A 25,169-nucleotide genomic window follows, 5' to 3' on the forward strand; every position below is an offset into this window, starting at 1 on the left:
AGTTACCATCGTGGATGGTACAGGATGAATGGATGGAATTGTTAAATAAAAGTTTATTAAAAAAGGAAAATCAAACCTGGACGGCGTATTTACATTATGGAGTTATGCTTTACGAAAAAGGGTTGGAAGCTGAAGCTTTGGAGGCATGGGATTTATATGAGTCATTACCAGAACAATTCGCTCAAAGTGATCGAATACAAATCATTTTAGGTGTAGCAGCGATTGAGTTAGATAAGGAGCTATTTATGGAAAACATGACATATGAGGTGTACATTGATGAACAATAATCGAAAAATGCCAACTGAACAGCATAATCTATTATTTCACGAACCGATTGATCGTTGGGATGAGGCTCTCCCATTGGGGAATGGCTTAATGGGTTGCCTAGTTTGGGGAAATGGTGACCCTATCCGTCTTAGTTTGGATCGCGGAGATTTATGGGATACGAGATTGGCTCCTGAGGTCTTGGACACCGATTTTACGTATCGCAGACTGAACGAGCTAATTAGAGAAAAAAATCAACCTGAAATTTTGAGAAAATTTAGCGATTTTTTTAGCATCTATCCAAACCCTACGAAATTGCCCGCGGGACGTATTGAATTATACTGCGGCTCTCCTGCTGAACATATGACAAGTAGCTTAAATATAAAGGATGCGACAGCTAATATCGAGTGGGTGGTAGATGGAGAAACATATCAATTAGAAACATTTCTCCATGCAGAAAGTGAGCTAGGATATATTCGCTTAATAGGAAATAAATCAAGTCAAGTTCATCTGCAGCTTGTTCCTCCAGATTACTCTGGTGAGTTCCAAGGAAGAGCAGACCAAAGCTCTACCCTAGATTTACAGCTTGCTTCGCTCGGTTATCCGAAAGCGAAATTTGACAGTTCCGGAGAGGCGACTTGGTTTCATCAGAAAACGAATCACGGGTTGGAGTATGCTATCGTAGTAGAAAAAAAGCAGATAAGTACAAGTGAAATGGAATGGGTATACACGATATCAGCTAATGTGGAAGGTGAGAATTGGCTTGAACAGGCTATACGTAAAGTAAGGGAAGCAACTGAAAATGGCTTTACTGAAGCCTATTCATCGCATGCGACATGGTGGGAGAACTATTGGCAGAAAAGCGCCATGACATTATCTGAACTGGAGTTTGAAAAACAGTGGTATATGTCGAACTACTTATTGGGGGCTTGCTCGCGTAAAGGTGCTCCTCCGATGCCGCTTCAGGGCGTATGGACAGCCGATGAAGGATTACTGCCTCCTTGGAAGGGCGACTACCATCATGATCTAAATACAGAATTAAGCTATTGGCATTATTTGAAAGCGAATCACTTAGAAGAGGGTGAAAGTTTTCTTGATTTTCTATGGGAGTTAAGACCAGCAGCTCGCGACTTTGCTATGTCTTATTTCGAATCTCCAGGCATTAACTTGCCGTCCGTCATGACGATTGATGGAAAGCCATTAGGTGGCTGGCCGATGTACTCGCTTAGCCCAACGAATCAAATCTGGTTATGTCAAGCATTTGATCATTATTGGCTGTATACAGGCAATCGAGACTTTCTTGAAAACAAAGCCTATATTTATTTCCAAGAGACAGCAGATTGCATAATATCACTTCTTCATCCGGGTGAGGACGGCAAGCTGCGTTTATCTATTTCTAGTTCGCCGGAGATTCATGATGATGACTTAAGTGCATGGCTGACGCCGAATAGTAATTATGATTTGTCATTACTCAGATATTTATTTGCCCGTTTGGAACAAATGGCGGGACTACTAGATAAGGCAGATGAGCAGACGAAGTGGGCTAATATATTGAACAATTTGGACGAGCTAGCTGTTAATGAAACTGGGTTAATGATTAGCCCCGACGAAAACTTAACGGAAAGTCATCGACATCACTCGCATGCGATGTCGATCTATCCTCTGAAGACGATTATATATGAAAGATCAAATATGGAAAAGAAAATCATTGACGATACAATTTTTCATCTAGAAACGTTGGGGAAAGCATATTGGGTCGGCTACTCTTTTGCATGGATGGCGGCATTATATACTAGACAAGGAAACGGAGTAGCTGCTCGCTATCATCTGCAACAATTTTGGGAGCATACTTGTTCACCGAACGGCTTCCATCTGAATGGCGATTACAAAAAAACAGGATTAACCCAATTTCACTATCGTCCGTTTACGTTGGAAGGAAATATGGCTGCTGCTGATGCGCTGCAAGAAATGCTACTGCAAACCAACGTGGGTATTATTCGAGTCTTTCCAGCAATACCGAGCGCTTGGCAGAAGAATGGAGCAGAATTTCAAAGATTCCGCGGGGAAATGGGCGTCCTTGTCTCCGCTAAAATTATTGCAGGGAACCTTGAATACGTTGAGCTTTATGCGGAATTATCAGGCGTTGTTAAACTAGAAAATCAATTTGGATCTGATAGATTAACATTAGAAACAGATGGGGTAGGTACGGAAATGAATTGTCCAGTGGGATCCGTTATTACGATTGAACTCCAGAAAGATGAGACCTGTCGAATAGTGAGCAGGAGGAAATAAGATGATACATCATGATGCCTCGAGAAATATTTGGGTATTAGAAGGAGATCATATTGCTTATGTAATAGGGTTAAGTGAGCTAGGCACCATCAATCATATTTATTGTGGAGAAAAGCTACCTTATCTATCAGATTATGCTAGTGCTAATAGTATAGCGGCATTTCCCTATACTGTTGGAAGTGAGATAAGTGAAGAAGAGTATATGGGCTGGGGGAAAGCAAAATTTACGGAACCCAGCTTGAAAGTCACATTTCATGATCATGTTAGAGATGTCCAATTGGCTTTTGTTGATTTTGAAATATCGGAGAATATGCTCTTATTGATATTGAAGGATACATGCTATTCTTTAGAGGTGAGGCTATATTATAAGGTGATCGCCGATTGTGATCTCATTGAACGGTATAGCGAGATTTTCAATTACGGTGAGACGAATATCACTTTAGAGCAAGCATTGACTGGCTCCTTCTATGTGCCGAGGGAACGAGATTATCGTTTAACTTATCTAACAGGACGATGGCCTGCTGATACACAATTAGATAGGGTGATGTTGCCAGACACGAAGCTTGTTCTTGAAAGCCGAAGGGGTACGACGAGTCACTTTGCAAATCCCTTTTTTATGCTAGATCGAGGTGGTAAAGCGGATGAAAATGATGGAGAAGTATATTTTGGCGCGTTAGCATTTAGTGGAAACTGGAAAATCGTGATTGAAAAAGATAAATTTAATATGGTGAAAATTAGCGCTGGTGTAAATGATTTTGATTTTGCTTGGAATTTGAAGCCAGGTGATTGTTTTAGTGCACCTAAGTATATTGTCGGATATGTCAACAAAGGGTTTGGAGCAGCTAGCCGCAATCTTCACAATTATCAGCGAAACTACGTGCTGCCAGTAGAGAACAGATATAATCTGCGTAAAGTGCTTTACAATTCATGGGATGCTACTTGGTTTGATGTCAATGAAGAACAACAGATTAAGCTGGCGGAAATTGCCTCGGGGCTAGGTGTAGAATTGTTTGTTGTCGATGATGGCTGGTTTGGATCTCGCAATTCGGATAAAGCAGGATTAGGGGATTGGTTCGTTAATTCAGCAAAATTTCCCAATGGGTTACAGCGCATGATTAGTAAAGTGAATGATTTGGGGATGGATTTCGGATTATGGATCGAACCAGAAGGGGTAAATCCCGATAGTGACCTTTACCGTGCCCATCCGGATTGGGTCTATCATTTTCCTACGAGAGAACGAACTGAAATAAGAAATCAACTCATCTTAAATCTAGCTAGAGCAGATGTGAGGCAATATCTCTATGATTGTATTGATCGTCTTCTTTCGGAATATCCGATTGCTTTCATTAAGTGGGATATGAATCGAAATTTCAGTGAACCAGGTTTTCCTTCCGCACTGCCAGAAGAACAAAGGGAAATATGGGTACGACACGCTTTAGGTGTTTACGAAATCGTAGAAAAGCTTAAGCTTAAGCATCCAATGGTCATCTTCCAATCTTGCTCTGGTGGTGGTGGTCGCGTTGATATGGGAATTTTGCAATATTTTGATCAAGTGTGGCCGAGCGATAATACGGATGCGTTTGACAGATTACGAATTCAAGAAGGCTTTTCCTATGCTTATTGTGCCAAAATTATGGAAGCATGGGTTTCAGATGAAGTGAACTGGGTAAATAACAGAAAGCTTTCATTGGCGTATCGATTTCATAGTGCAATGATGGGCAATTTGGGTATTGGAGCTAACTTGTTGGAGTGGAGCGACGCTGAAAGTGAAGAAGCGAAACAATGGATCCAACTATATAAAGAAATTAGACCAATTGTTCAGCATGGTAACCAGTACAGACTTCTTTCTGTTAGAGAAAGTAATTTGGCATCCGTGATGTATGTAGATGCCAGCCAAGTAGAAGCGGTTATGTTTGCCTTTTTACATTCGAATAACTTTGCTAATGAGCTTCCTCGAATTCGTTTGCAGGGGCTCGATGACAAGACACTTTATCAAGTAGAAGGTATAGAACAAGCTCTAAGTGGAATGGTGTTAATGAAAATCGGTATTAAGATCGAACTCAAAGGGGATTTTCAAAGTACGGTTATCCGCATTCACAAGGCGGTTCAGTGAGAGGGAAAGTTACTGTCAAGGATAAGGATGGTGGGATTGTGCAAACTCCAGAAGTGAAAATAGACTCGGAGCAATATATCATATGTATGACGGAATTCGGGGCGAAGCCTGATTCAGGGGAAGATACGGTAAAAGCAATGCAGCGTGCAGTTGAGGCGATAGCGCAAATAGAGGGCCCAGTATTGCTTAACTTCCCGAGTGGACGATATGATTTTTATCCAGAACATGCAGCTAAAGTGCCTTTTTATATATCTAATACAACGAGTGAAGAAGAAAATGCCGATGTTGTGAAAACAATCGGTATTTTCTTGCAAGACATGAACAATGTCATTGTAGAAGGCAACGGATCATTATTCGTATTTCATGGCAAACAAACGATGATCGTATTGGATCGTTGTGAGAATGTCGAAATTTGTAATATAAATACCGATTATGAGCAGCCTACTATGGCGGAAATGACTGTAGAGGTTGTTGGAAGCAACTATATGGATATTAAAGTTCACCCTACTTCACGCTATGAGATTGATAACGGAAAATTGAATTGGATTGGTGAAGGATGGCGCTTCCATAAAGGGCCTATGCAACAATATGATCCGCTTACAAATACAACTTGCCGTATCGAAAATGTGGTGGAAATGGCTACTCATGTTGTAGAATTGGACCCTTTTTTGTTGCGGTTTTATTACAAATCTGCACCAGCAATAGTCCCTGGAAGAATACTGCAAATGCGTGACGGTATCCGTGATCAAGTTGGGGTGTTCATTCACAAAAGTCTAAACACGAAATGGAATAATGTAGGCATGCATTATATGCATGGATTAGGGATCGTATGCCAATATAGCAGCAACCTGACTTTTGACAATATAAATATGTCACCACGCCCAGAAACTGGGCGAACAGCTGCAGCTTTTGCTGATTTCATGCATTTTTCAGGCTGTAGCGGAAAAGTAGCAATCTTCAATAGTCATTTTGAAGGGGCACATGATGATGCGATCAATGTCCATGGCACTCATTTGCGTATTATTGAACAACCAGCTCCGAATCAAGTGCTAGTAAGGTTTATGCATGGACAAAGCTATGGGTTCGATGCCTTTTTCCCAGGTGATGCGATTGATTTCGTTCGTGCGAGCACGTTAATTCCATATGCTGGTAATACGGTGAAGGCAGTAGAATTAATAAATCTAAGAGATATACTACTAACTTTAGAGCAGCCTATACAAGATTTAATCGCAATAAATGATGTGATCGAGAACGTGACTTGGACACCGGAAGTTGAGATTAGGAATAATTATTTTGCTCGCATTCCGACACGCGGAGTACTTGTATCTACTAGACGAAGAATTATGATCGAGGACAATGTTTTTGAACGAATGCAGATGAGTGCAATTTTAATTGCGGATGATGCAGAAAGCTGGTATGAGTCCGGCATGGTGAAGGATGTAACCATTCGCGGCAACCAATTTATTGAATGCGGCGATTGTCAAAATCCTGTCATTTACATCGCACCTGAGAATAACGAGGTAAGTGTGGAATTTCCTGTTCACAGCAACATTCATATCGAAAGTAATATCATTCAATTAAAAGATTCTTCGATCCTTTCTGCTAAAAGTACACATCATTTAAGCTTTAACAATAATGAAATCTCTGCAGCAAAAAATCACAATATAAATGAAACTCCTATTATTAAACTAATGGCATGCAGTGAAGTGACTATTGTCGGTAATAGATTTATAGGGGAAGGGATCAACAAGAACTTATTAGTTGAGTCGATGCCATTGGAGAATGTAAAGGAATTGACAGATATGAGATTAAATGGAGTATAAAAAACGCCGGTAACCTTAAACAGGTGACCGGCGTTTTCATATTAGCGTTTCGGCATTTTGCTCTCATCCATGTACAGCAGGTTCCAGCGGTGACCGTCCAGGTCGGCAAATCCTGCACCGTACATCCAGCCGTCAATTTCACTCGGCTTGCCAAAGATGCTTCCACCGGCAAACTCTACTTTTTGAATAAAGGCATCTACTTCTTCTCTGCTATCAGCGCCAATGGAAAATATTACTTCTGCGCTATGGGAAGTATCTGCGGTTTTTGAACCTGTAAATTTCTCAAACGCCGCATCCGGGAACAGCATAATCGTTGTTTGGCCTATGGCAAGCTTGGCTCTCTCGTTACCAACGCTCACCGCATGGAATCCAATCTCATTGAAAAAAGCAGTTGACCTCTCAACATCTTTGACCGGCAAGTTAATCCAAATCTCCTGTGACATGGCTGTACCCTCCTAGAATATATTCTCAACTACTCCTACTATACTCTACTTCTGGCAGCAGAAGCGAATCTTATAAAGTCTGCAGCCGAAATTGGTCAAGATTGAGCCCCTAAAAGTAAAACGAGAGGGATTTAATAAAGCAAGGCCACCTCTTATTATAGTGGTAGTGATGAAAGCGCTATCAAATAGCGGTTTCGTTTAGAAAATGATCAAGGGGGCTGTAGTTTCGCAAATATAAGGAATGGGGTTGAAAAAGAACTCAGTTAAAAAGGAGATGTTGTCAGATTGAGAAAAGTAACTTCTATATTGCTTGTGGTTGCCCTGCTCGTGCTCATGTTCCCGGCGGGCCACACCGCAGCTCAGCCGATTGTGGAGGGATTGGATCCCAGCCTAGTGCTTAGAGTGGACAATCAACAAATATCGGCGAACAACTATACGAATCTGAACGACAAAATCAATGCGCTTAAAGTGTTGGAAGAAGGCACGATCATCGTCAGATTCCGCCACACTGGTTCTTCGGTCATGTCTCTGTTCTCGCTAAGCAACAGCACATTGCCGGACGGACATTTCCACCTTTATATAACACCGTCTGCCATCGGCATCGAGAACCGTTACGCGGAGCCCGGAAAGACGAAGGTGAATACGCATGTCAAAACGGATTCCATTGTCCTGAAGGATAATGAAGTTCATACCGTGGCCATGGTTATGGACAAAGCGGCTGGGTATAAATTTTTCCTTGATGGCAAATTGGTCAAGCAGGACACTGCTAGCGAGCGGAAGTTTTTGAGCCAAATATACGCGCCGAACAGCGCGCAACTGGGACGCACGGAAAGAACGGCCGGTTCGAACCAGTATCCGTTTTCCGGTGACATCGACTTTGCCGAGGTTTACGGTAAGCCGCTGACCGATCAAGCTTTGATTGACGCCACGGCGATCACCAAGACAGAGCCTATCGTCAATCCGATGCCGGATGGGGCTGAAATTACGGAGCCTTCGCACATTTTTACGCCAGGTTTCATGGGATCGAACAATTACCGAATTCCTGCGATGCTTTATACGAAAGACGGGACATTGATCGCCGGAATTGACCGCAGGGTTCCTCATGGCGGCGATTCCCCCAACAATATCGATGCCGTCATCAGAAGAAGCTTCGACAATGGCAATACGTGGGAAACAAACGGCATCGTCGTTAACGATTATCCCGATCAAGCTTCAAACATTGACCAGGAGCTGCTGCAGGACCGCGAAACGGGCCGCATTTTCTCATTGGTAGACGGTTTCCCGCATGGCGGCGGGCTGATCGGCGGCTTCGGCAACAACGCCTTCAAAGGCACTGGGTTCAGAACGATCGACGGTAAAAAATATTTGTATTTGACTGACACTTCGGGCAGCGAGTATACGATCAGAGAAGAAGGTAAGGTGTACAACGCTGCAGGGACGCTCACCGACTATACGGTCGATATTAAAAGAAACCTGTATAAAAGCGGCGTCAAGGTTGGGAACGTTTTCGGCCAAAACTCACCCTTAAAAGCGCATAAAACCTCTTATCTGGAGCTGTATTACAGCGATGACGAAGGGGCGACGTGGACAGGTCCGATCGACTTGAACGATGATGCCAAAGAGGAGTGGATGATTTTTCTCGGTACGGGACCGGGTACAGGCATTCAGCTGACACAAGGCGCTAATAAAGGCAGACTCGTGTTTCCCGTCTATTTTTTGAACGATAACAATAAGCAGGCGAGCGCCATCATTTACAGTGACGACCACGGCCAGACGTGGCATCGCGGCGAATCCCCGAATGAGGGACGGGATGTCGGCGGCGGCGTAACGATTCAAGAAAAAAACTTCACAAGTTCATCCCATGAAATTACCGAATCGCAAGTTATCGAAATGCCGGATGGACAGCTCAAGCTATTCATGAGAAACTATTCCGGCTATGCGCAAATTGCCACCAGCTTTGACGGAGGCCAAACTTGGGATGCCCAGGTCGTTACCGAGCGGGGGCTTGTCGCTGCGTATTGCCAAATGACGGCCATTCGCTACAATGGACTGATTGACGGCAAAGAGGCGGTCATATTCGCCAGCCCGGGCAATTCGTCAAGCCGGATTAACGGAACGGTCAAGGTCGGACTCATTCAAGAGAACGGTACGCATCCGAACGGCCGAACGAACTATACATTCGACTGGAAATACTCGCAGGTCGTTAAAGAAGGCCATTATGCTTATTCCAGCCTCGCCAACTTGGCGAACGGCGATATCGGGCTATTTTATGAAGGGACCGACAATACGAACATGAGCTTTATTAAATTTAATGTCGAATATCTCAAATGGCAGCGCGAAGGATCGAAGCCTATGCCGAAGCAGCTGTCCATCGCAGTCGACACGTCTAAACCGGACGGCTATACAGCAGGCGAGAAGCTGCGGATCAAAACCGTATTCGACAAATATGTGATGCTGAGCGGCGACAGAAGCCTCAGGGGCACAATCGGCGGCAAAGACATTACGTTCCAATTGGCAAGCCAAAACAAAGAAGGAACGGAGTTTGTGTTCGAAGGATCGTTCCCGGAGCTGGCCGTAGGCTCTTATCCACTCGCTGCCGCATTTGCGCAAAACTTGAACATCTATAACGTTTATGGACAAACGCTGCTTTCGCAGGCAGACGAAAACAAGCTGAAGGGTACGGTAACGGCTGCTGAAAATGCGGAAGCATTAACACGAGTGTTGAGCTACCCGATTAGCCAAACGTATCCGAATGATAACGGCATGAACGGCTCACTCGTTCATACTGATATTAGCGCGGATGTCGATCCGATTAAAGGGTTGTCTTCGGGAGCAATCATCGCCAAGTTCAAAACGACAGACGCTTCTGGTATCAATACGATATTTGCGCTGTCCGACAGCACCAAAGTGAAATATAATACCCATTCCACGCTGGCGGTCAAAAACGGCAAGCTGTTCTTTTCGGTAACGAGCAGCAACGTAAGCCCAATTGCCAGCGATCAGCAAGTACCGCTGACAGAGCCAATCAATGACGGGCTATGGCACATTGTCGCGGTTGTGACCAATGACAGCGGCACGGCCATCTACCTCGATGGAAAAAAACAGCTAAAACATGCGAACAAAATCTTTTTCAATCATTTAACCGGAGCGAATCGTGCAAACATCGGCAGATCGATCGCTTCTAACTCGACAGCAGGTCACGATTATTACCAAGCAGGCGATATCGACTATGTAGATTTTTATAGCGGTACGATGACCGAAGTACAGGCATTGGCGGCGACAGCGGTCATGAAGCCTGTCATTGCTCAAACTGTAAATAGCACGTTTAACGGCACGAGCGATGTCGTCGATCTAACCAGCGAAATAACGAAAGTGAAGGACTTGCGGCAGGGTACGCTGTTTGCCAAATTCAAGCTCACAGACGGCGGCAACGCGAGAAGCATAATGAGCCTATCCAATTCCGCTGCAGACGCCTCCAACATGACCGTAGCGATAAATAGCGGCAAGCTGTATTTCGAAGCGAGAGAGACGGCTGCCTTTGCGGCAAACGGCACTTATATCGCACGCTTTACGAGCACGAACAGCGTCAATTATAACGACGGTGTCTGGCATAAGGTTGCGGTAAGCATCGACGGCACATCAACGGAGTTCTATGTGGACGGCCAAAAGATTGGAACGGCCGCAGGGTTCAACTTCTCCAGCGCGATTCCGAGCCTGAATTCGCTGCTAGTCGGTGCCAACCGGGATAACAAGAGCACTCCTGAGTGGTATTACAAAGGGGATATCGAGCGAATTGAAGTGTATGACGTCAAGCTCGGCGATAATGACTTATCCGCACTTACCGCCAACGCGGACATTCCGCCGGAGAATCCGGACCTGAACAAGATTAAGGCGTATATTCAAACGACGAGTGAGCCTGCCACTTTCGTATTTACGGGCGACGACGTTACGTATGCTGCCGGACAGGCCGGTGGGTACAGAACTTACACGCAGCATTTCGAGGAAAGAATACGCTGGGAAATTACCAGCGGCGCAGGGACAGCCGGTGCGATCAGACGGAACAACTTTGTGTTTAACACAGGGATGTCAGGCAGCACTGCAGCTGAACTTATGACTGACTTTAACCAGCGCGTGCGAGATTTACAGCCGAAGACTGTGTTTGTCATGCTCGGCATGGGGGACGCTGCTAAAGAGACTCCGATTGCCGAGTTCAAAACAAGAGTTAGCACGTTAGTCGATCAAATTAAACAATATGGCACAGTGCCTGTGCTGCAAACCGCTATTTATCCGACGGATTCGACTTTTGCTGCGAAGATTACACCGTATGTCGAGGCGGTTAAAGCTGTTGCTCTAGAAAAGAATATCGTGCTTGCCAACCATTTCGATACATGGAAAGCATACACCGACTTGTCTAGCTTGACTGCACCGGGCGGAAAGCTCCCGAACGAGCTCGGTCACCTGCGGCTGGCCAAAGAGCTGATGACGCTTGTGGGTGTAGGCGGCAGCGGATATACATGGGGAATTACGGGCTTCACGGATGTGAAGGAGCCTGCCCAGCAGTATGTGGATAAGAATATCGTCTTCACGGAGACTGACGGGCATTTGCGAGTTAATGTTGCCGAGACGCTGCAAGGAGTGGCCAAAGTGACGAAAGCGGTCGTCACTTTAGAGACCGGAGACGGGCAGAGCCGGTATAGCAGAGAAACTGCCGATTTAACAGGTGTCGTCGATATGGGCAGCATCGAGCCAGGTAAGCCTTATGTATTGACAGTTAAAGCGCAAGTTTCCGCTGAAAACAAAGTTGTGCATGTCAATCCGACGTATATTCACGTGGTAAAGCCTGCCGAGTCCGGCATGCCGGCTGAAATCGCAGCGCTTGTAAACGGCAGCAAGCCGTTAACGTGGCTCTTTAGCGGGGACAGCATTACACACGGCGCTTTGCATACGAAAGGGTATAAGTCTTTTGTTGAACTTTTCGGCGAGCGGATCAGAGGGGAGCTGGCAGCGGGCAATCCGGTAAGAGCGAGTGATTTCGTCTTGAACACCGGGGTTTCGAGCATGACTTCCCGCGATCTCCTTGCCAACTTTGACCGTTGGATTACTGGAAACAAGCCCGATGTCGTGTTTTTAGCTTTTGGCATGAATGATACCAGCCTCGTGCCGCTCGCCGAGTATGAAGAGAATCTTCGGATAGCCGTCAGCAGAGTCAAAACCATTGGGGCGATTCCCGTTCTTCAAACGATTAACACGGTGAAGCCTGCCGATGGGGTTCGATATGCCAATCTTCCGGCTTATATGGATGTGATTCGAAAATTGGCCCGAGAGGAGCAGGTATTGCTTGTCGACCATTACCAATATTGGACGGAAGCGGAAGCTAAAGAAAGTCACCTTAAATCTATCTGGTTAAATGACAATATTCATCCGAATTATATCGGTTCGACGCATATGGCGTACGCCATATTCAAGATGCTTGGCATGAACGATCCAAACAGTGCCATTTCCAATCTGCGTTATACAGCAGCTCCGGCTGTTGAAGCATTAAATGCAGCGCCTGAGGCGACTGTTACCGATGCGAATACGATTGCGATTTCGGTGCCGTCCATCGTTGCCGCCGCCGGCGGCGCTAATGCGGTGGAGAAAGTTTCAGCCTCAATTGCACTTGGAGCGCAGGGCATTGCTGTAACGGAGACGCGCAATTTGCAAGGTTCACTTCTCTTTAGCGGTCTTCCGCAAGCATCCGGGTATACGATTCAAGTCAAAGTGAAGGTGAAAGGGCAAAATAAACTGTTTACGCTGAATGATGCCTATGTAGCCATTAACGCTCCGGTCACAGGCGTGCTGCTGGATAAGTTGGAGCTTGCGCTGCAGGAAGGTGCGACAGCCGAGCTTACCGCTACGGTCCAACCGGCTAATGCTGCGAACAAAAACGTTAGCTGGTCAAGCAGCGACATCACAGTAGCCAAAGTGGACGTTGCAGCAGGTAAAGCCATTATTACGGCGCTGAAGGCGGGCACTGCCGAAATTACTGTAACAACTGCCGAGGGGAACCTGACGGCTAAAGCGATCGTAACGGTAACAAACAGGCCCGCAGTGAATGCCACTGTATGGACAGGACCGGAATCCGTACTCGCCGGCCAGACGTTTGCATTGAAGCTCGGCTTGTCAGGCGTCACGCAAGCTGTGTACGGCCAGGATTTGAAGGTCGAGTTTGATCCGGCGGTGATGGAATTCGTATCCGCTCAAGCAGCGCGAGACGGCATCAGTCTAGTGAAGACAGTTGCGGACCCATCCGGCAAGCTGCGGTTCATTGTGGCAAGCCAAGGCGCGGACCATGCCATTACTGGCAGCGCCGACGTGCTTGAGCTGATCTTCAAGGCGAAAGCGGCGGCACAGCAAACAACGGTCCGTATTGCAGTTACTGCAGCTGTGCTTGGCGATGCGGAAGGTCATGAGACGCAAGCGGCCGTTTCCGTCATAGACGTTGTGGTGAAGACGTTGCCAGCAGGCATTCCGGGTGACGTGAACGAAGACGGCAAAGTGTCGATCGGCGACTTGGCGATGATTGCGGCGCACTACGGCAAAGATGAGGGAAGCCCGGATTGGGAAGCTGTGAAGCAGGCAGACGTCACCGGTGACAACCACATTAATCTCGACGACCTGGTCATGGTAGCCAAAATGCTGATTGAATAAGTCAAGATTGGACCCCAAAACGAGAGGGATTCTATAAACGGAAGGGAGCAACAAGTTACTATATGGCAATATCCTTGTGAGGATTAAAGTAATCTGAACTTCAAAAACATCATCCGTAAGTTTTTGGTTTAAAACCCTAGCTTTAAGGGATTTCTCCAAAACTTACGGATAACAAAAAATTGAGGAAAATTAAGTTTATTCAAAATTACGGAGCTTGGTTCTTTTACGCTCTTATTAGGAGGGATACAATCTGGATTAGAATGTGAAAACAAGGTCGTTCTCAATTGTGAAATAAAATAGATAAAACGGATATTAATAGCATCGAAAAAACGAAGGGAGTAGAGGAATATCTGGAATAATGAAATAGCCGTAGCTTCAGACTCGTCAGAAAATTCTAACAAAATATGTTAGAGGGAAGAGTGAGTTCATCCGCACGAATCTATACTGTGAATAAATGAAACTGTAAATAATTGAAAAAAATTAAAATGGCTAACCAAATTGAAGTGTAGATATAATTCGATAATTTGGGATTGATGCTTTGCGTAATCAAAAGACAATAACACATGCTTCTAAATATAAGAATTAATGGACTATACAACATTAAAAATTAAGAAGCAAAGAGAGTTTGTAAAAAAAGTATGTAATTCATTATTTTTTGACGAACGAAAACCTCTTGATCATTTTAGTAAATACTTAAAATATTGCGATGAGTGCTTGAAATATCATTTTCATAGTATTTTTCAACAATTGTGAGTTATTGATCAATTGAATAATATGATCGATAGATTAAATTGGGTTAATGAATTCGAAATAAAAAAGACATTTTTATTTGGAAAGATATTAATCGATGAGAATGGGGATTTATATTAGCGATATGGGCACAAAGGAAGTACTTGTGAAAGTGCAAATGTTTTTGTATCATCGAACATGAGTTTAAAGAACTTGAGGTTAATGGTATTTCCTTTACGGCTATACTTCTTCACAAAACTCGTATTTTGTACATATGTCAATAAAGCGGAAACATCTCTTTAATAACCTAATATTCTGTACCACTAACCGAATCCTACCTTCATTTATCATATAACAAACGCTGATCATCAACAATCTGAAGATCAATCTCTTTTCGTTTTAAATTCTTTTTGATTTTTTCTTGCATAAATCAGTGACATCTCAGATGTTACATTGGCTATGAGTTGATGAATCTGTTCAAGAACATAAAAATTATTACTTATAGGTTTCATTTTCCAAAATAATAACTTTTTGCTCATTTGTGGACTTCCCTATTTGTTTCGTATTTTCAACCAACCGAAAAATATTATCACAACATTGTTTTGCACCTATAACTAATAACGGTACACCTATAAAATCAATTTTTAATCCTCTTGAGAAAAAACCCCCAATTGACATGACGAACGGAACTGTTGGTGACGTATTAGAGAATATTATTTTTTCATGAAAATGATGTTTGCTTTGTAGTAATACGCTTAAGTTTTTTAATGCGGGAACAACAAATTTGGAGGATCTCCGTCCTATTGTATATACCGAATCTCCATTTTCATCTATCCCGTGAAAAATGATTTTTCCCGAATCTTCTTTAGTTAATTTATTGAAATAGTTAACATTTAATATTTCTTCTTTAGTTAGTTTTCGTTCTGATTGCGTAATTTCTTTTAAATGATAGGCAGCTGCCAGAGCAGTTGTATGAGTCCCACCATAGTCATTATAGATATAAATCATGATATCATCCCTTATATTTTTATCTATAGCTATTATGGTCATTCATTCCAGCTTCTAATCGGTTGATTATCTTTAGCTCATAATTTACGAAACTTTGATTTCGAAAGGTGTTGATTCGATTTCAAAGTCAAACTCTTTGCCCTCATGTTTAATTCTGAATTTTGCTTTTGATACGATTTCATAGCTTCCTGCTTGTAACGTGAGCTCATTATATTTTGGGAAAACATGCTCCTCTCCATCGTAACTATAAGAGTCATTCGGCTTCAATGTAACCACGAATCCGATGGCATTAACAGATCGCTCCTTTACATCTTGCAGGACAAGTTCACCTTTCTTATCATAAACGTCATAAGTGAACATATCCGCACCATGCTCTACTTTCCAAGAACTGTTGGAATTATTGACCAACGAACCATTAACGATAAAAAGTTTATCGGCTTGTACATCTTTAAGCGTATCTACTTTAATACTGAACATCTTAGCTTTTGGCATCGTCTCAGTGTTATTTTGACATCCAACAATTGTAATTATTATGACTAATAAACTAACTAAAACAGAATGTTTCATAAAAGCAACCTCCTTCGTATGTTTTAGAACGAAATCAATGTTTAATAAGTTGCTTAGCTTAATAACATGAGTAGGCAAAAAATGAAAAAAAACCTCCCCGCAGTCAGCCTGCAGAGAGGTCTCCCTCCGAAAGTTTCCCGTTAGTTAAACGGAATATTTTGCGATGATGTTACATTTCGTTTGCTTCGTGACCATATAACGACTGGAATAAGTAAAAGTGCAAGTCCACCGCCAGCAAGCGAAAGGGTTGCATAACTTGAATGTGATACAACCATACCGGACAGTGCTCCACCCGAGGCCCCAGCTAGTGCAATTAACACATCAATGGTTCCCTGAGTTTTTGCACGCGTTGTTGGATCAGTTGCATCTACAATGATTGCGGTACCGCTGATTAAGCCGAAATTCCAGCCGAGCCCCAACAATGAAAGAGCAACGATGAGTACCAGCATCGAATCTGGAGGAGCTATCGCCGCCACAATACCTGCTAGCAGTAGAACCGCCCCTGAAGCAATTGACATGGCATAACGACCAATCTTATCAACTAAAAAGCCTGTTATAAGTGAGGGGAAATACATCGAACCTATATGGATACCTATAACTAATCCTACGTCTCCTAGGCTATGACCATGATGTTTCATGTGTATCGGCGTCATTGTCATAATCGCAACCATGACTATTTGCGTCAAAACCATTACCGCTGCCCCTACAACCAAACCTCTGTTGTAATTAAGGCCTGATTCCTTATTTTCGACTGCCAGTGGACGCTGTGCGGTTTTCGTGGCTAGCCCTCTAGCGACAAGCAAAGGATCAGGACGGAGAAAGATCAACAAGACTAAACCCGCCAAGATGAATGCCGTGGCAGCTAAAAGAAACGGACCCGTAAGGGCTGGAAGACCGATTGCAGTGGCAAACCAGCCCGTAATTTCAACCGAATTTGGACCAGCAACAGCGCCGAATGTAGTCGAAACCATCGCAATACTAATAGCTTTGGCCCGCTGGTTCGGCGTTGCCAAATCTGTTCCTGCATATCGCGCTTGCAAGTTCGCTGCCGTTCCTGCTCCATAGATAAGCAGCGATACGAACAACAGCGCCACACTATTCACTTGCGCGGCCGCTATGACACCGATCGCTCCAAGTCCTCCGGTTATAAATCCTCCGGAAAGTCCCAACCGGCGCCCATACCGTTGTGACAGTCGTCCCACCAATAAAGAAGCAATAGCAGAGCCAAGCGTAAGCAATGCGGTGGGAATGCCTGCATAGCTTTCTGAGCCTAACATATCCTGCGCAAGCAGTGCGCCTACCGTAACCCCGGCAGCAAGTCCTGCACCTCCAAAAATTTGCGAAAGAACAACTACAAATAAGGATCTTTTATATAGCTTCCGTTGCATGTCTGCAGAATCGACATAAGCACGATTACTTCTGTCGGTTGTACTCTGGGGTTCCTGCGTCATCGCTTAGAACCACCTTTCTAGTTGTTAATAATTCCAATTTTCATACTAGATGATTTCCTTTTTCAATGACACTTTAGAATCCTCCATATATAGCTTCCAATCATGTACGCCTTCTTCTAAACGAGTAGCTTTTATCCCTTTGCTTTTCAATATTTCAACCGCTTGAGCAGACATTAGACAATAGGGTCCGCGGCAATATGCCACTATTTCCTTATCTGCGGGAAATGACGTTAGGTGCTTCTCTAGTTCTTCGATAGGTATAGAGATTGCCCCTGGGATATGACCTATTGCGTATTCGCCTTCTGGTCGTACATCCAGTAATAAAACTTCTCCTCTATCCATTCGCAATCGGAGCTCTTCCATAGCCATTGGTTCCATACTTACATGATGATGCAAAATTTCAGATTTCAGTCTCTGAATCTCTACTAACTGATTTTCACTTAGACGGTGCAAGGACACCATGAATTCAGCGACAGATAGTTCAGCAATATCGTAAATCACAAAGTTTCCTCTTTTATGGGAACGAACCAATCTTGATTCATGCAAGGTTTGCAAATGCTGCGATACATTTGCTACACTCATTCCGGTTATTTTAGCGAGTTGTTCTACAGCTTTGGGGCCTTGAGCAAGTAAATCGATCAGTTCTAATCGTTTCGGACTTGAGAGGCACTTACCAATGCGAGCAAACTCCTGATAAAGTTGATCTTTCCATTTGCGCTCTAAAATCATAATAAACCCACCTTAACTATTCAATTGTTTTATTGAATAGTTATATGTTAAAGCCCCCATAATTTAGTGTCAAGAACTATCATTCATGTTCAGTTGATACCACGCTAACCTGTCTTGACATTGCTCCTTGCCAAGAATATGTACCGATAAGTGTTATTGAACTGCTGTTGTCCTCTCTTATAATAAATATTAAAAAGAGATTGATCTTCAACAATGAAGATCAATCTCTTCCCCCCTTAAGCAGTCGGTTTAGTTATTAAACCTGTCTACTTAAAGGGGAGCATTTCATGGATTTGTCAGCCTTAACCTTTGCCTTACCTATTCCAAAATTTTTTAAAAACAGCTAATTGATGATCCTTCGTTAACTGAATATCTAATTCCACTACGTTAGCACCATTATCAAATACTGCCTTCATAGAAGGAATTGTATTTTCTAAATAAGGGTGCTCAGGTAGATAAATGATTTCAGCTGTATTCGTATCATACTCTACCTTTGAATATCAAAGGTTTGAGCCAACCCTCTATGAGCTTATATTTTCTTATGAAGAAATGGGTCCCTCAAATTGTAATTAGTCTCTTTTAGTTCATTTAGAAAATTTCGGAGCCTTTCAATATTCTCCAATCCAACAATTTGAATACTGCCTGTTTCATTAACAATGGAGATATTTTTTCTTCCATTTTTATTAAAAAACTCAATTTTCTCATTAGTAATTTCCTTTATCGTCATAAGACATCTCCTTTATGAATTAGTCTTTCCCCTGGCTCTGTTTGGTTTTAATATTTTTATAGTGTTGTATTCACTGCTTTTTTTCTTCTACGAACATGAACCCTCGTCATTAGGATCCCACAAAGGGTACAAATAATAAGTAAAATAGAAGCCGCCCAAGTTGTTGATTTATCTCCTAAAAAAGAGATTAACGAAAAACCAAATAATGGACCTGCTGCAGCGCCTAAATCACTGGCCATTGAATAACCGGAAATCACCCTGTGACGATTATTACCAGTTGAATATTGGAATATTTTAGCGTCGTTTATCGTCATAAGTACAGTAGATAACAGTAGCAATAGGATAGTTATACTCAGCCAAATCACAATATTCATCTTTAAAGGAAACAAGATTAACAAACTACTTGCTGCAATAGTTGAAATAATGATAATTCTATTTCCAGATGTACTTCGATCATTTAACTTTCCGATCCATGGCGCAAGGAGTGGATCTAAACTTAGTTTTACTGTTATTAATATACCTGTAATAGTGGCAGCTCCAATTACTTGCAAGAAAGGGATCCAAGTATAGTTTTGCTTACCAACCCAATAACTCATTGTTGATTTTAGGAAACCCTGAAAAATTAGTGAAAGTATTAGTCCCATCACCATAAGTGAAATCAATTCCAAATTGAAAACACTTCGTTTTTCATCCGACTGCCTAGCAGTTACGGGCGATCCATCTAACCTTCCTACTATTAATAAGGTTAGAAATGCTAAAACACCAAAAATAATAAGAATAATATCTGACCCGTAGAAGGTTGAAACAAAGCCTCCCACTAGCATCCCCACTAAAGCACCTATTCCAGAAATACTATTATAAATACCGGACAGCCTACCACCGTTTTCAGATTTTTCTTCGATAGCTGCAACTACTTGTAACTGTCCACCTTGTTTAAGTAAAGCCCAAGCAATTCCCCATATGCATCTAGCGATGAGAAGCAACCAGAATCCATTTAACATTCCATAAGAAAATGTAGAAATTACCGTGAGAAGAATGGCAATAATAAGACCTGTTTTAATTTGATACTTGGAATAAAACCAGCCAATATAAGGGTGAATAGGAATTCGAACAAACCGATTAATCGAAAGTAATATACCTACTTGCCATAAAGAATGAATGCCAAACTGCTCCCCAAAAATAGGAAGTACGACATAAAGCATCGTATCTCCGAGCAAACATACAGCTGTGATAGCAGCAACGAGTTTTACTTTTGTCTCAGGGTTTAACTTAATTGGATTTATCATCGAACGAACCACAGCACGATGAATGAGATACATCTAAAGATGCTTTCCTTCCTGCTTCAGTAAGACGCTCTGAGGCTGCAACATACATATTAATTCCTCCTCGTATATTTAACGGTTTGAACTTCCTCTTGTTGTCCGTTTTAGTTGTTTCACTACATATTTAGCATCAGAACCTACACCACGAATTGTAGCTGATGCAAAGGATCGTTGACCGGATAAACCTAGATAAAATAATCCAGATACGGTGCTGCTTACACCTCCCTTTTGAATGGCATAACCACGATCATCCAGTGCGCCTTCAACTCTATTTAGATACGGAACGATTGGTTTAAAACCGGTCGCGAAGATGATGCTGTCTATTTTCTCTTTCGTCCCGTCCGACCAAATAACCCCATTAGAATACATTCGTTTGAACATGTGCTTCTGTTCAAGCTCGCGGTTCTGTAATTTTTTTTTGAATCCCCCTACATCAATAGCCCCATCAGGACTACCAACAGTCACTCCAAAGCGCCAAAAAGGAAAACTATCATACCCAATGCCCCTCATCCAAAAATGAATATCTCTCCCTAGAAATTTTTGAGGTATTAATTGAACAGGTTGTAGAACCGCAAGAGTAGTGACAGTAGCCAAATCATTGATCTCATCTCCTATTTGTACAGCTGAATTTCCTCTACCTACTACGATAACTCGTTGATTACGGAAGGAATCGGGATTCCGGTACTCTGATGAATGAATGATTCTTCCATTAAAATCTTTACTTCCTTCCAGCTCTGGAATGAAAGGCTGATTAAATGAACCTGTAGCGCAAATAATGTTTTGGGATCTGTATACCTCACCGTCTGTTGAGTGCACGTAGAAAAGCTCGTTTTTTTCCACTCGATCCACTCGAACATTAAACTGAATCGGAAAGTTATTGTGCTTGGCATACATTTTTAAATAGGAGATCACTTCATCCCTTGTCGGGTATGCATCACCTTGCAATGGAAACGGCATCTCTGGCAAGGAGGAATAGTTCGCTGGCGAAAATAACCTCAGGTTATCATAGTATTGTGGCCAAGATCCAGTTGGTTCGGCATTCGCTTCTAAAATGATATAATGTAGTCCATTTTTCTTCAAATGATATCCTGCTGCAAGACCTGCTTGCCCTGCGCCAATGACAATTACATCGTATACTTCGCTCATAATATCTCCTTAGTTAATAAATTTATTTGCATTTTGCAAGTATAAGTTTAAAAGTTATGGCGTAATCACATTACTCCATAGGTGTGCAGCACATTTTTGATTTTAGCATGCTTGTGTTTAGTAATTGCAGAGATCGGATGACGGTATCCTTCTCAAACTCATTCATGAATGAAAAGACCTCGTCTAAATAATCGTTCATCATTTTTTCAATAGAGCCCGCCACAAACTTCCCTTCTGTTGTCAGCGATAGTAGGTACACTCTGCCATCTTCAGGAGAAGCAGTTTTCTTTACTAAGTTAATCTTTATCAATGATTGAATCTGTCGACTAAAGGTCGTAATATCCACACCAAGAGTCTCTGCTACCTTTTGCATAGAAGACAGGTTCTGTCGACCAATTTCATAAAGGATATGACTTTGTATGAGTGAAATATCAAGTCCACTTATCTGGCAACAGTTTTTGTTCAAAAGGCCAAATTGTCTTGCTAGCATTTGAAGTAGTTCATGCGTGTTGTTCATTGTTCATTCCCCCTGTAATATTTATAAATCGTTTACTTGCATTTTGCAAGTTAATATTTCGTTTCTTAATATATTCGTAAATACTTATATAAGTATTTACTTATATTATTAGTTGAGTATAATAAACATTGAAAGGTATGATCCTATTTGATGCCCTCACTTCAGCTTACTTGTTCTATCTCCATAACATAAACAAAGGAGGGATTTCATGATTCAAACTATTGACAGTCTTAACGAGACACTGAAGCTATTGTCAGACAAGACTCGTCTTACTATTCTTGCTCTACTTAAAGAGCAAGAAATGTGTGTTTGTGATATCGTAACGATTCTTGAAACAACACAACCTAATGTAAGCCAGCACTTGAGAAAATTAAAGGTTGGCGGTTTGCTTAACGAAACAAGGCGTGCACAATGGATTTATTATTCATTGAATATGAATGATAAACCTTATCTGCAAGGGATATTAGATGTGCTCCCATCTATGAAAGAAGAACTCAAGAAGCTGAGCCCCGATTGCTGCAAATAATGACCATATTTCCAGTGTAGATGTTAGGAAAAAAGTTTTTAGGAGGAATCATGTTAGTTATCGCATCTCTTATTTTTCTTATTACCTTGATCTTTGTGATTTGGCAACCTAAAGGATTAAATATCGGCTATTCGGCTGTTGGTGGCGCATTACTCGCCCTACTCGTTGGTGTTGTTGATTTTAATGACGTGTGGGACGTAACCGGCATAGTCTGGAACGCGACATTAGCTTTTGTCGCTGTTATCCTAATCTCTCTTATCCTAGATGAGATAGGGTTCTTCGAATGGTCAGCACTCCATATGGCTCGCTTCGCAAAAGGCAACGGATACCTCATGTTTTTCTTCGTCGTATTGCTTGGTGCTGCTGTAGCTGCATTTTTTGCAAATGACGGGGCTGCACTTATTCTTACGCCGATTGTTCTCGCCATGGTCAGAGCATTGAAATTTGATGATCGTATGATCCTACCATTTATTATGGCAAGCGGATTTATATCAGATACAGCTTCTTTACCTCTTGTTGTAAGCAATTTGGTCAATATTGTATCATCTGATTTCTTTGGCATCGGATTTGCCGAGTATGCGAGTCGGATGATTATCCCGAATTTCTTTGCGGTAGGGGCTAGTATACTTGTTCTATTCCTACTTTTTAGAAAAAGCATTCCTAAGCATTATGATCTGAGTCAACTCAAAGAACCACGTGCGGCGATAAAAGATATGCGTTTGTTTAAGTTATCATGGGTGGTACTAGCTGTTTTATTAGTGGCTTATCTCGCAAGTGAATTCGTTAACATTCCTGTTTCAATCGTCGCTGGTATGGCAGCAATTGTCTTTATTATCGCGGCTCGTAAAAGCCCAGCTATCCATACTGGCGCTGTTATCAAAGGCGCACCATGGTCAGTTGTCGTTTTCTCTATCGGCATGTATGTCGTCGTTTATGGGCTTCGTAATGTCGGTCTTACGGATGAACTAGGGAAAGTGTTTCAATGGACAGCCGATCAAGGCTTATTTATGGCAACGATTGGTACGGGATTCATCGCTGCCATCCTCTCTTCCATTATGAACAACATGCCTACGGTCATGATCGATGCCTTGGCTATCCAAGGAACGAACACGAATGGTGTATTAAGAGAGGCATTGATATATGCCAATGTGATTGGTTCTGATTTAGGTCCTAAAATTACACCAATTGGTTCTCTAGCAACCTTACTTTGGCTGCATGTGCTGTCCAAAAAAGGTGTAAAAATTACATGGGGCTATTACTTTAAAATTGGAATTGTACTAACCCTTCCCGTTCTGTTTATAACGTTAGTTGGCCTTTACTTATGGCTTAGCATCATCCACTAAATGAATTTTAAAGGAGATAATAAAAATGGAAAAGAAACTGGTTTATTTCTTGTGTACGGGTAACTCTTGCCGGAGTCAAATGGCGGATGGCTTTCTTAATGCCCTCGGCAGTGAACAATACGAAGTGAAAAGCGCAGGTCTCGAAGCACACGGACTTAACCCTAGAGCCGTTCAAGTGATGAAAGAAGCAGGCTTAGATATTAGTCAAAATTCTTCTAATGTCATCGATTCTGAAATATTAAATCGTGCTACCTATGTTATTACCCTTTGTGGCCATGCCGATGAACACTGTCCTGTCATTTCCAATCCTAATGTGGTGAAATGGCATTGGGGCTTTGATGACCCTGCCAAAGCTACAGGCACGGAAGAAGAAATCATGGAGCAATTCCGTAACGTTCGCGATGCAATCAAGGCTCGTATCGAGAAGTTTGTGAAAGAAGGACAATAAGATGTCCACCATCAAAAGAATGCATGTTGCGGTCAACTGTACTGATTTGGAAAAGTCACTTGCTTTCTATCGTCCATTTTTCGGAACAGAGCCAACGAAGGTAAAAGAAAATTATGCGAAATTCGAATTAGATAACCCAGCACTTCACTTCTCATTAAACGTGCGCACCTTTGAAAAGAACGGCGTGCTAAATCACCTTGGATTCCAAGTAGATAATACCGAAGACGTATTGGCAATAGGTGAACGTTTAAGACAGGCAGATCTTCTGCTAATAGATGAAATGAATACTACGTGCTGCTATGCTGTACAAGACAAAGTATGGGTGTACGATCCAGATGGTAACGCATGGGAGATATTTTATACCAAAGAAGATTCGGAATTCGAATCTGCGGGTGATCAACGAGATCTCTCGTTGTGCTGCGCACCTCCTTCAGCTCCTGTTCAAGTGGAGTTTACATCTTTTAAGAAACAATTATTTTAAAGTCTGAGGAGATTACAAATATGAATAAAACTTATCATGAATTAATACCTGGTCGTATATATATGGGCAGTGCCAATGACGTACAGAATATGGTGGATAATGAAGGCGTTGAAGTCGTCGTTGATTTAAGAGCAGAATCCGAAAAATGTGCGGCTGTTGGTGAAGGACTGAATTGGATTAAGGTACCATTAGGTGATGAAGCGAATGAACCGCAAGAAAAATTGCTTTACACAGCTATTAAAGCAGTTGTAGAGAGCTATAATGAAGGCAAAAAGGTCGCGTTTCATTGCGGAGGCGGCAAAGGCCGTACAGGAACCGTTGCTTACGGGACTCTCCTTGATCTAGGATTAGCCAGTTCTATTGAAGATGCTGAGCAGCAAGCCCAAAGTATTCGCTCAATATTAAATATTAAGCCAGCGCAGCGAGAATCTTTAGAAGCCATTTATTCATAACAATAAGGAACGTTTGCTTGGCATGTTGCCGGTTAACGTTCCTTTTTTTTATTTGCTTTTTTTGAACTATTTTAGGGTTTTAACAAGTAACTCTACGA

19 protein-coding genes and 1 pseudogene are annotated in these 25,169 nt (G+C 42.4%); 10 read left to right on the forward strand and 10 right to left on the reverse strand.

Going from position 1 to position 25,169, the window contains the following annotated elements:
- Positions 1-14 precede the first annotated feature (14 nt).
- The 4 genes from AC0YN6_RS02475 to AC0YN6_RS02490 are packed head-to-tail and all read left to right on the forward strand — an operon-like array spanning position 15 to position 6,492.
- Positions 15-287 (forward strand): hypothetical protein, encoded by a 273-nt coding sequence (locus AC0YN6_RS02475; RefSeq protein WP_475744863.1) that lies wholly within the window; start codon positions 15-17, stop codon positions 285-287.
- Positions 277-2,556, forward strand: a complete 2,280-nt coding sequence (locus AC0YN6_RS02480; RefSeq protein WP_475744865.1) for a glycosyl hydrolase family 95 catalytic domain-containing protein — start codon at positions 277-279, stop codon at positions 2,554-2,556. The genes AC0YN6_RS02475 and AC0YN6_RS02480 overlap by 11 nt, the downstream gene beginning before the upstream one ends.
- A 1-nt stretch (position 2,557) precedes the next feature.
- A complete protein-coding gene (locus AC0YN6_RS02485; protein WP_475744867.1) occupies positions 2,558-4,669 on the forward strand; it encodes an alpha-galactosidase in 2,112 nt (703 codons plus the stop codon).
- Positions 4,666-6,492 (forward strand): right-handed parallel beta-helix repeat-containing protein, encoded by a 1,827-nt coding sequence (locus AC0YN6_RS02490; RefSeq protein WP_475744869.1) that lies wholly within the window; start codon positions 4,666-4,668, stop codon positions 6,490-6,492. Before AC0YN6_RS02485 ends, AC0YN6_RS02490 begins: the two co-directional genes overlap by 4 nt.
- Before the next feature lie 41 nt (positions 6,493-6,533).
- Here AC0YN6_RS02490 and AC0YN6_RS02495 read toward each other — a convergent pair whose 3' ends face one another.
- Positions 6,534-6,935 carry a VOC family protein gene (locus AC0YN6_RS02495; RefSeq protein WP_475744871.1) on the reverse strand — a complete coding sequence of 134 codons (402 nt, stop codon included), beginning with the start codon at positions 6,933-6,935 and terminating at the stop codon, positions 6,534-6,536.
- 285 nt (positions 6,936-7,220) lie between these two features.
- Between AC0YN6_RS02495 and AC0YN6_RS02500 the strand changes: the two genes are divergently transcribed.
- Entirely contained in the window at positions 7,221-13,625 is a 6,405-nt protein-coding gene (locus AC0YN6_RS02500; RefSeq protein WP_475744873.1) for a sialidase domain-containing protein, read from the forward strand.
- Between the two features lie 1,224 nt (positions 13,626-14,849).
- Here the strand turns inward: AC0YN6_RS02500 and AC0YN6_RS02505 are convergent.
- The 9 genes and pseudogenes from AC0YN6_RS02505 to AC0YN6_RS02545 form a co-directional block, all read right to left on the reverse strand.
- Positions 14,850-15,362 carry a DUF3189 family protein gene (locus AC0YN6_RS02505; protein WP_475745511.1) on the reverse strand — a complete coding sequence of 171 codons (513 nt, stop codon included), beginning with the start codon at positions 15,360-15,362 and terminating at the stop codon, positions 14,850-14,852.
- Positions 15,363-15,446: 84 nt separating this feature from the next.
- Complete coding sequence (locus AC0YN6_RS02510; RefSeq protein WP_475744875.1) at positions 15,447-15,929, reverse strand: hypothetical protein; 483 nt, start codon at positions 15,927-15,929, stop codon at positions 15,447-15,449.
- A 140-nt stretch (positions 15,930-16,069) separates the two neighbouring features.
- Positions 16,070-17,380, reverse strand: a complete 1,311-nt coding sequence (locus AC0YN6_RS02515; RefSeq protein ID WP_475744877.1) for an MFS transporter — start codon at positions 17,378-17,380, stop codon at positions 16,070-16,072.
- Between the two features lie 45 nt (positions 17,381-17,425).
- The gene (locus AC0YN6_RS02520; RefSeq protein WP_475744878.1) at positions 17,426-18,109 is read right to left on the reverse strand and encodes an ArsR/SmtB family transcription factor; all 684 of its coding nucleotides are present in this window, start codon (positions 18,107-18,109) and stop codon (positions 17,426-17,428) included.
- A gap of 335 nt (positions 18,110-18,444) precedes the next feature.
- Positions 18,445-18,638, reverse strand: a pseudogene (locus AC0YN6_RS02525) (glycerophosphodiester phosphodiesterase family protein); the annotation flags it as partial.
- Entirely contained in the window at positions 18,639-18,836 is a 198-nt protein-coding gene (locus tag AC0YN6_RS02530) for a hypothetical protein (protein ID WP_475744879.1), read from the reverse strand. It lies immediately after the preceding pseudogene.
- Between the two features lie 56 nt (positions 18,837-18,892).
- A complete protein-coding gene (locus AC0YN6_RS02535) occupies positions 18,893-20,155 on the reverse strand; it encodes an MFS transporter (RefSeq protein WP_475744880.1) in 1,263 nt (420 codons plus the stop codon).
- A 75-nt stretch (positions 20,156-20,230) separates the two neighbouring features.
- Positions 20,231-21,304, reverse strand: coding sequence for a flavin-containing monooxygenase (locus AC0YN6_RS02540; RefSeq protein WP_475744882.1), 1,074 nt, complete (start codon positions 21,302-21,304; stop codon positions 20,231-20,233).
- A 70-nt stretch (positions 21,305-21,374) separates the two neighbouring features.
- Entirely contained in the window at positions 21,375-21,821 is a 447-nt protein-coding gene (locus AC0YN6_RS02545) for a MarR family winged helix-turn-helix transcriptional regulator (protein WP_475744884.1), read from the reverse strand.
- A gap of 211 nt (positions 21,822-22,032) precedes the next feature.
- Here AC0YN6_RS02545 and AC0YN6_RS02550 point away from each other — a divergent pair, with 211 nt between their 5' ends.
- From AC0YN6_RS02550 to AC0YN6_RS02570, 5 genes are read left to right on the forward strand one after another with little or no spacing between them, the layout of a single operon-like run.
- Entirely contained in the window at positions 22,033-22,347 is a 315-nt protein-coding gene (locus tag AC0YN6_RS02550; RefSeq protein ID WP_475745512.1) for an ArsR/SmtB family transcription factor, read from the forward strand.
- A 50-nt stretch (positions 22,348-22,397) separates the two neighbouring features.
- Positions 22,398-23,690 carry an arsenic transporter gene (locus tag AC0YN6_RS02555; protein WP_475744886.1) on the forward strand — a complete coding sequence of 431 codons (1,293 nt, stop codon included), beginning with the start codon at positions 22,398-22,400 and terminating at the stop codon, positions 23,688-23,690.
- A 25-nt stretch (positions 23,691-23,715) separates the two neighbouring features.
- Positions 23,716-24,138 (forward strand): arsenate reductase (thioredoxin), encoded by a 423-nt coding sequence (gene arsC / locus AC0YN6_RS02560; protein ID WP_475744887.1) that lies wholly within the window; start codon positions 23,716-23,718, stop codon positions 24,136-24,138.
- A 1-nt stretch (position 24,139) separates the two neighbouring features.
- Positions 24,140-24,619, forward strand: a complete 480-nt coding sequence (locus tag AC0YN6_RS02565; protein WP_475744888.1) for an ArsI/CadI family heavy metal resistance metalloenzyme — start codon at positions 24,140-24,142, stop codon at positions 24,617-24,619.
- A gap of 20 nt (positions 24,620-24,639) precedes the next feature.
- Positions 24,640-25,071, forward strand: a complete 432-nt coding sequence (locus AC0YN6_RS02570; RefSeq protein ID WP_475744890.1) for a protein-tyrosine phosphatase family protein — start codon at positions 24,640-24,642, stop codon at positions 25,069-25,071.
- Positions 25,072-25,169: the final 98 nt, after the last annotated feature.

The organism is Paenibacillus sp. J22P15 (genome assembly GCF_056269345.1).

Coding starts and splice junctions, on each gene's coding strand:
- AC0YN6_RS02535 (WP_475744880.1), bottom strand. CDS start 20,155: ATGTATCTCATTCATCGTGCTGTGGTTCGTTCGATGATAAATCCAATT.
- AC0YN6_RS02520 (WP_475744878.1), bottom strand. CDS start 18,109: ATGATTTTAGAGCGCAAATGGAAAGATCAACTTTATCAGGAGTTTGCT.
- AC0YN6_RS02545 (WP_475744884.1), bottom strand. CDS start 21,821: ATGAACAACACGCATGAACTACTTCAAATGCTAGCAAGACAATTTGGC.
- AC0YN6_RS02570 (WP_475744890.1), top strand. CDS start 24,640: ATGAATAAAACTTATCATGAATTAATACCTGGTCGTATATATATGGGC.
- AC0YN6_RS02540 (WP_475744882.1), bottom strand. CDS start 21,304: ATGAGCGAAGTATACGATGTAATTGTCATTGGCGCAGGGCAAGCAGGT.
- AC0YN6_RS02485 (WP_475744867.1), top strand. CDS start 2,558: ATGATACATCATGATGCCTCGAGAAATATTTGGGTATTAGAAGGAGAT.
- AC0YN6_RS02510 (WP_475744875.1), bottom strand. CDS start 15,929: ATGAAACATTCTGTTTTAGTTAGTTTATTAGTCATAATAATTACAATT.
- AC0YN6_RS02505 (WP_475745511.1), bottom strand. CDS start 15,362: ATGATTTATATCTATAATGACTATGGTGGGACTCATACAACTGCTCTG.
- AC0YN6_RS02475 (WP_475744863.1), top strand. CDS start 15: ATGGTACAGGATGAATGGATGGAATTGTTAAATAAAAGTTTATTAAAA.
- AC0YN6_RS02565 (WP_475744888.1), top strand. CDS start 24,140: ATGTCCACCATCAAAAGAATGCATGTTGCGGTCAACTGTACTGATTTG.
- AC0YN6_RS02480 (WP_475744865.1), top strand. CDS start 277: ATGAACAATAATCGAAAAATGCCAACTGAACAGCATAATCTATTATTT.
- AC0YN6_RS02530 (WP_475744879.1), bottom strand. CDS start 18,836: ATGACGATAAAGGAAATTACTAATGAGAAAATTGAGTTTTTTAATAAA.
- AC0YN6_RS02495 (WP_475744871.1), bottom strand. CDS start 6,935: ATGTCACAGGAGATTTGGATTAACTTGCCGGTCAAAGATGTTGAGAGG.
- AC0YN6_RS02515 (WP_475744877.1), bottom strand. CDS start 17,380: ATGACGCAGGAACCCCAGAGTACAACCGACAGAAGTAATCGTGCTTAT.
- arsC (WP_475744887.1), top strand. CDS start 23,716: ATGGAAAAGAAACTGGTTTATTTCTTGTGTACGGGTAACTCTTGCCGG.
- AC0YN6_RS02555 (WP_475744886.1), top strand. CDS start 22,398: ATGTTAGTTATCGCATCTCTTATTTTTCTTATTACCTTGATCTTTGTG.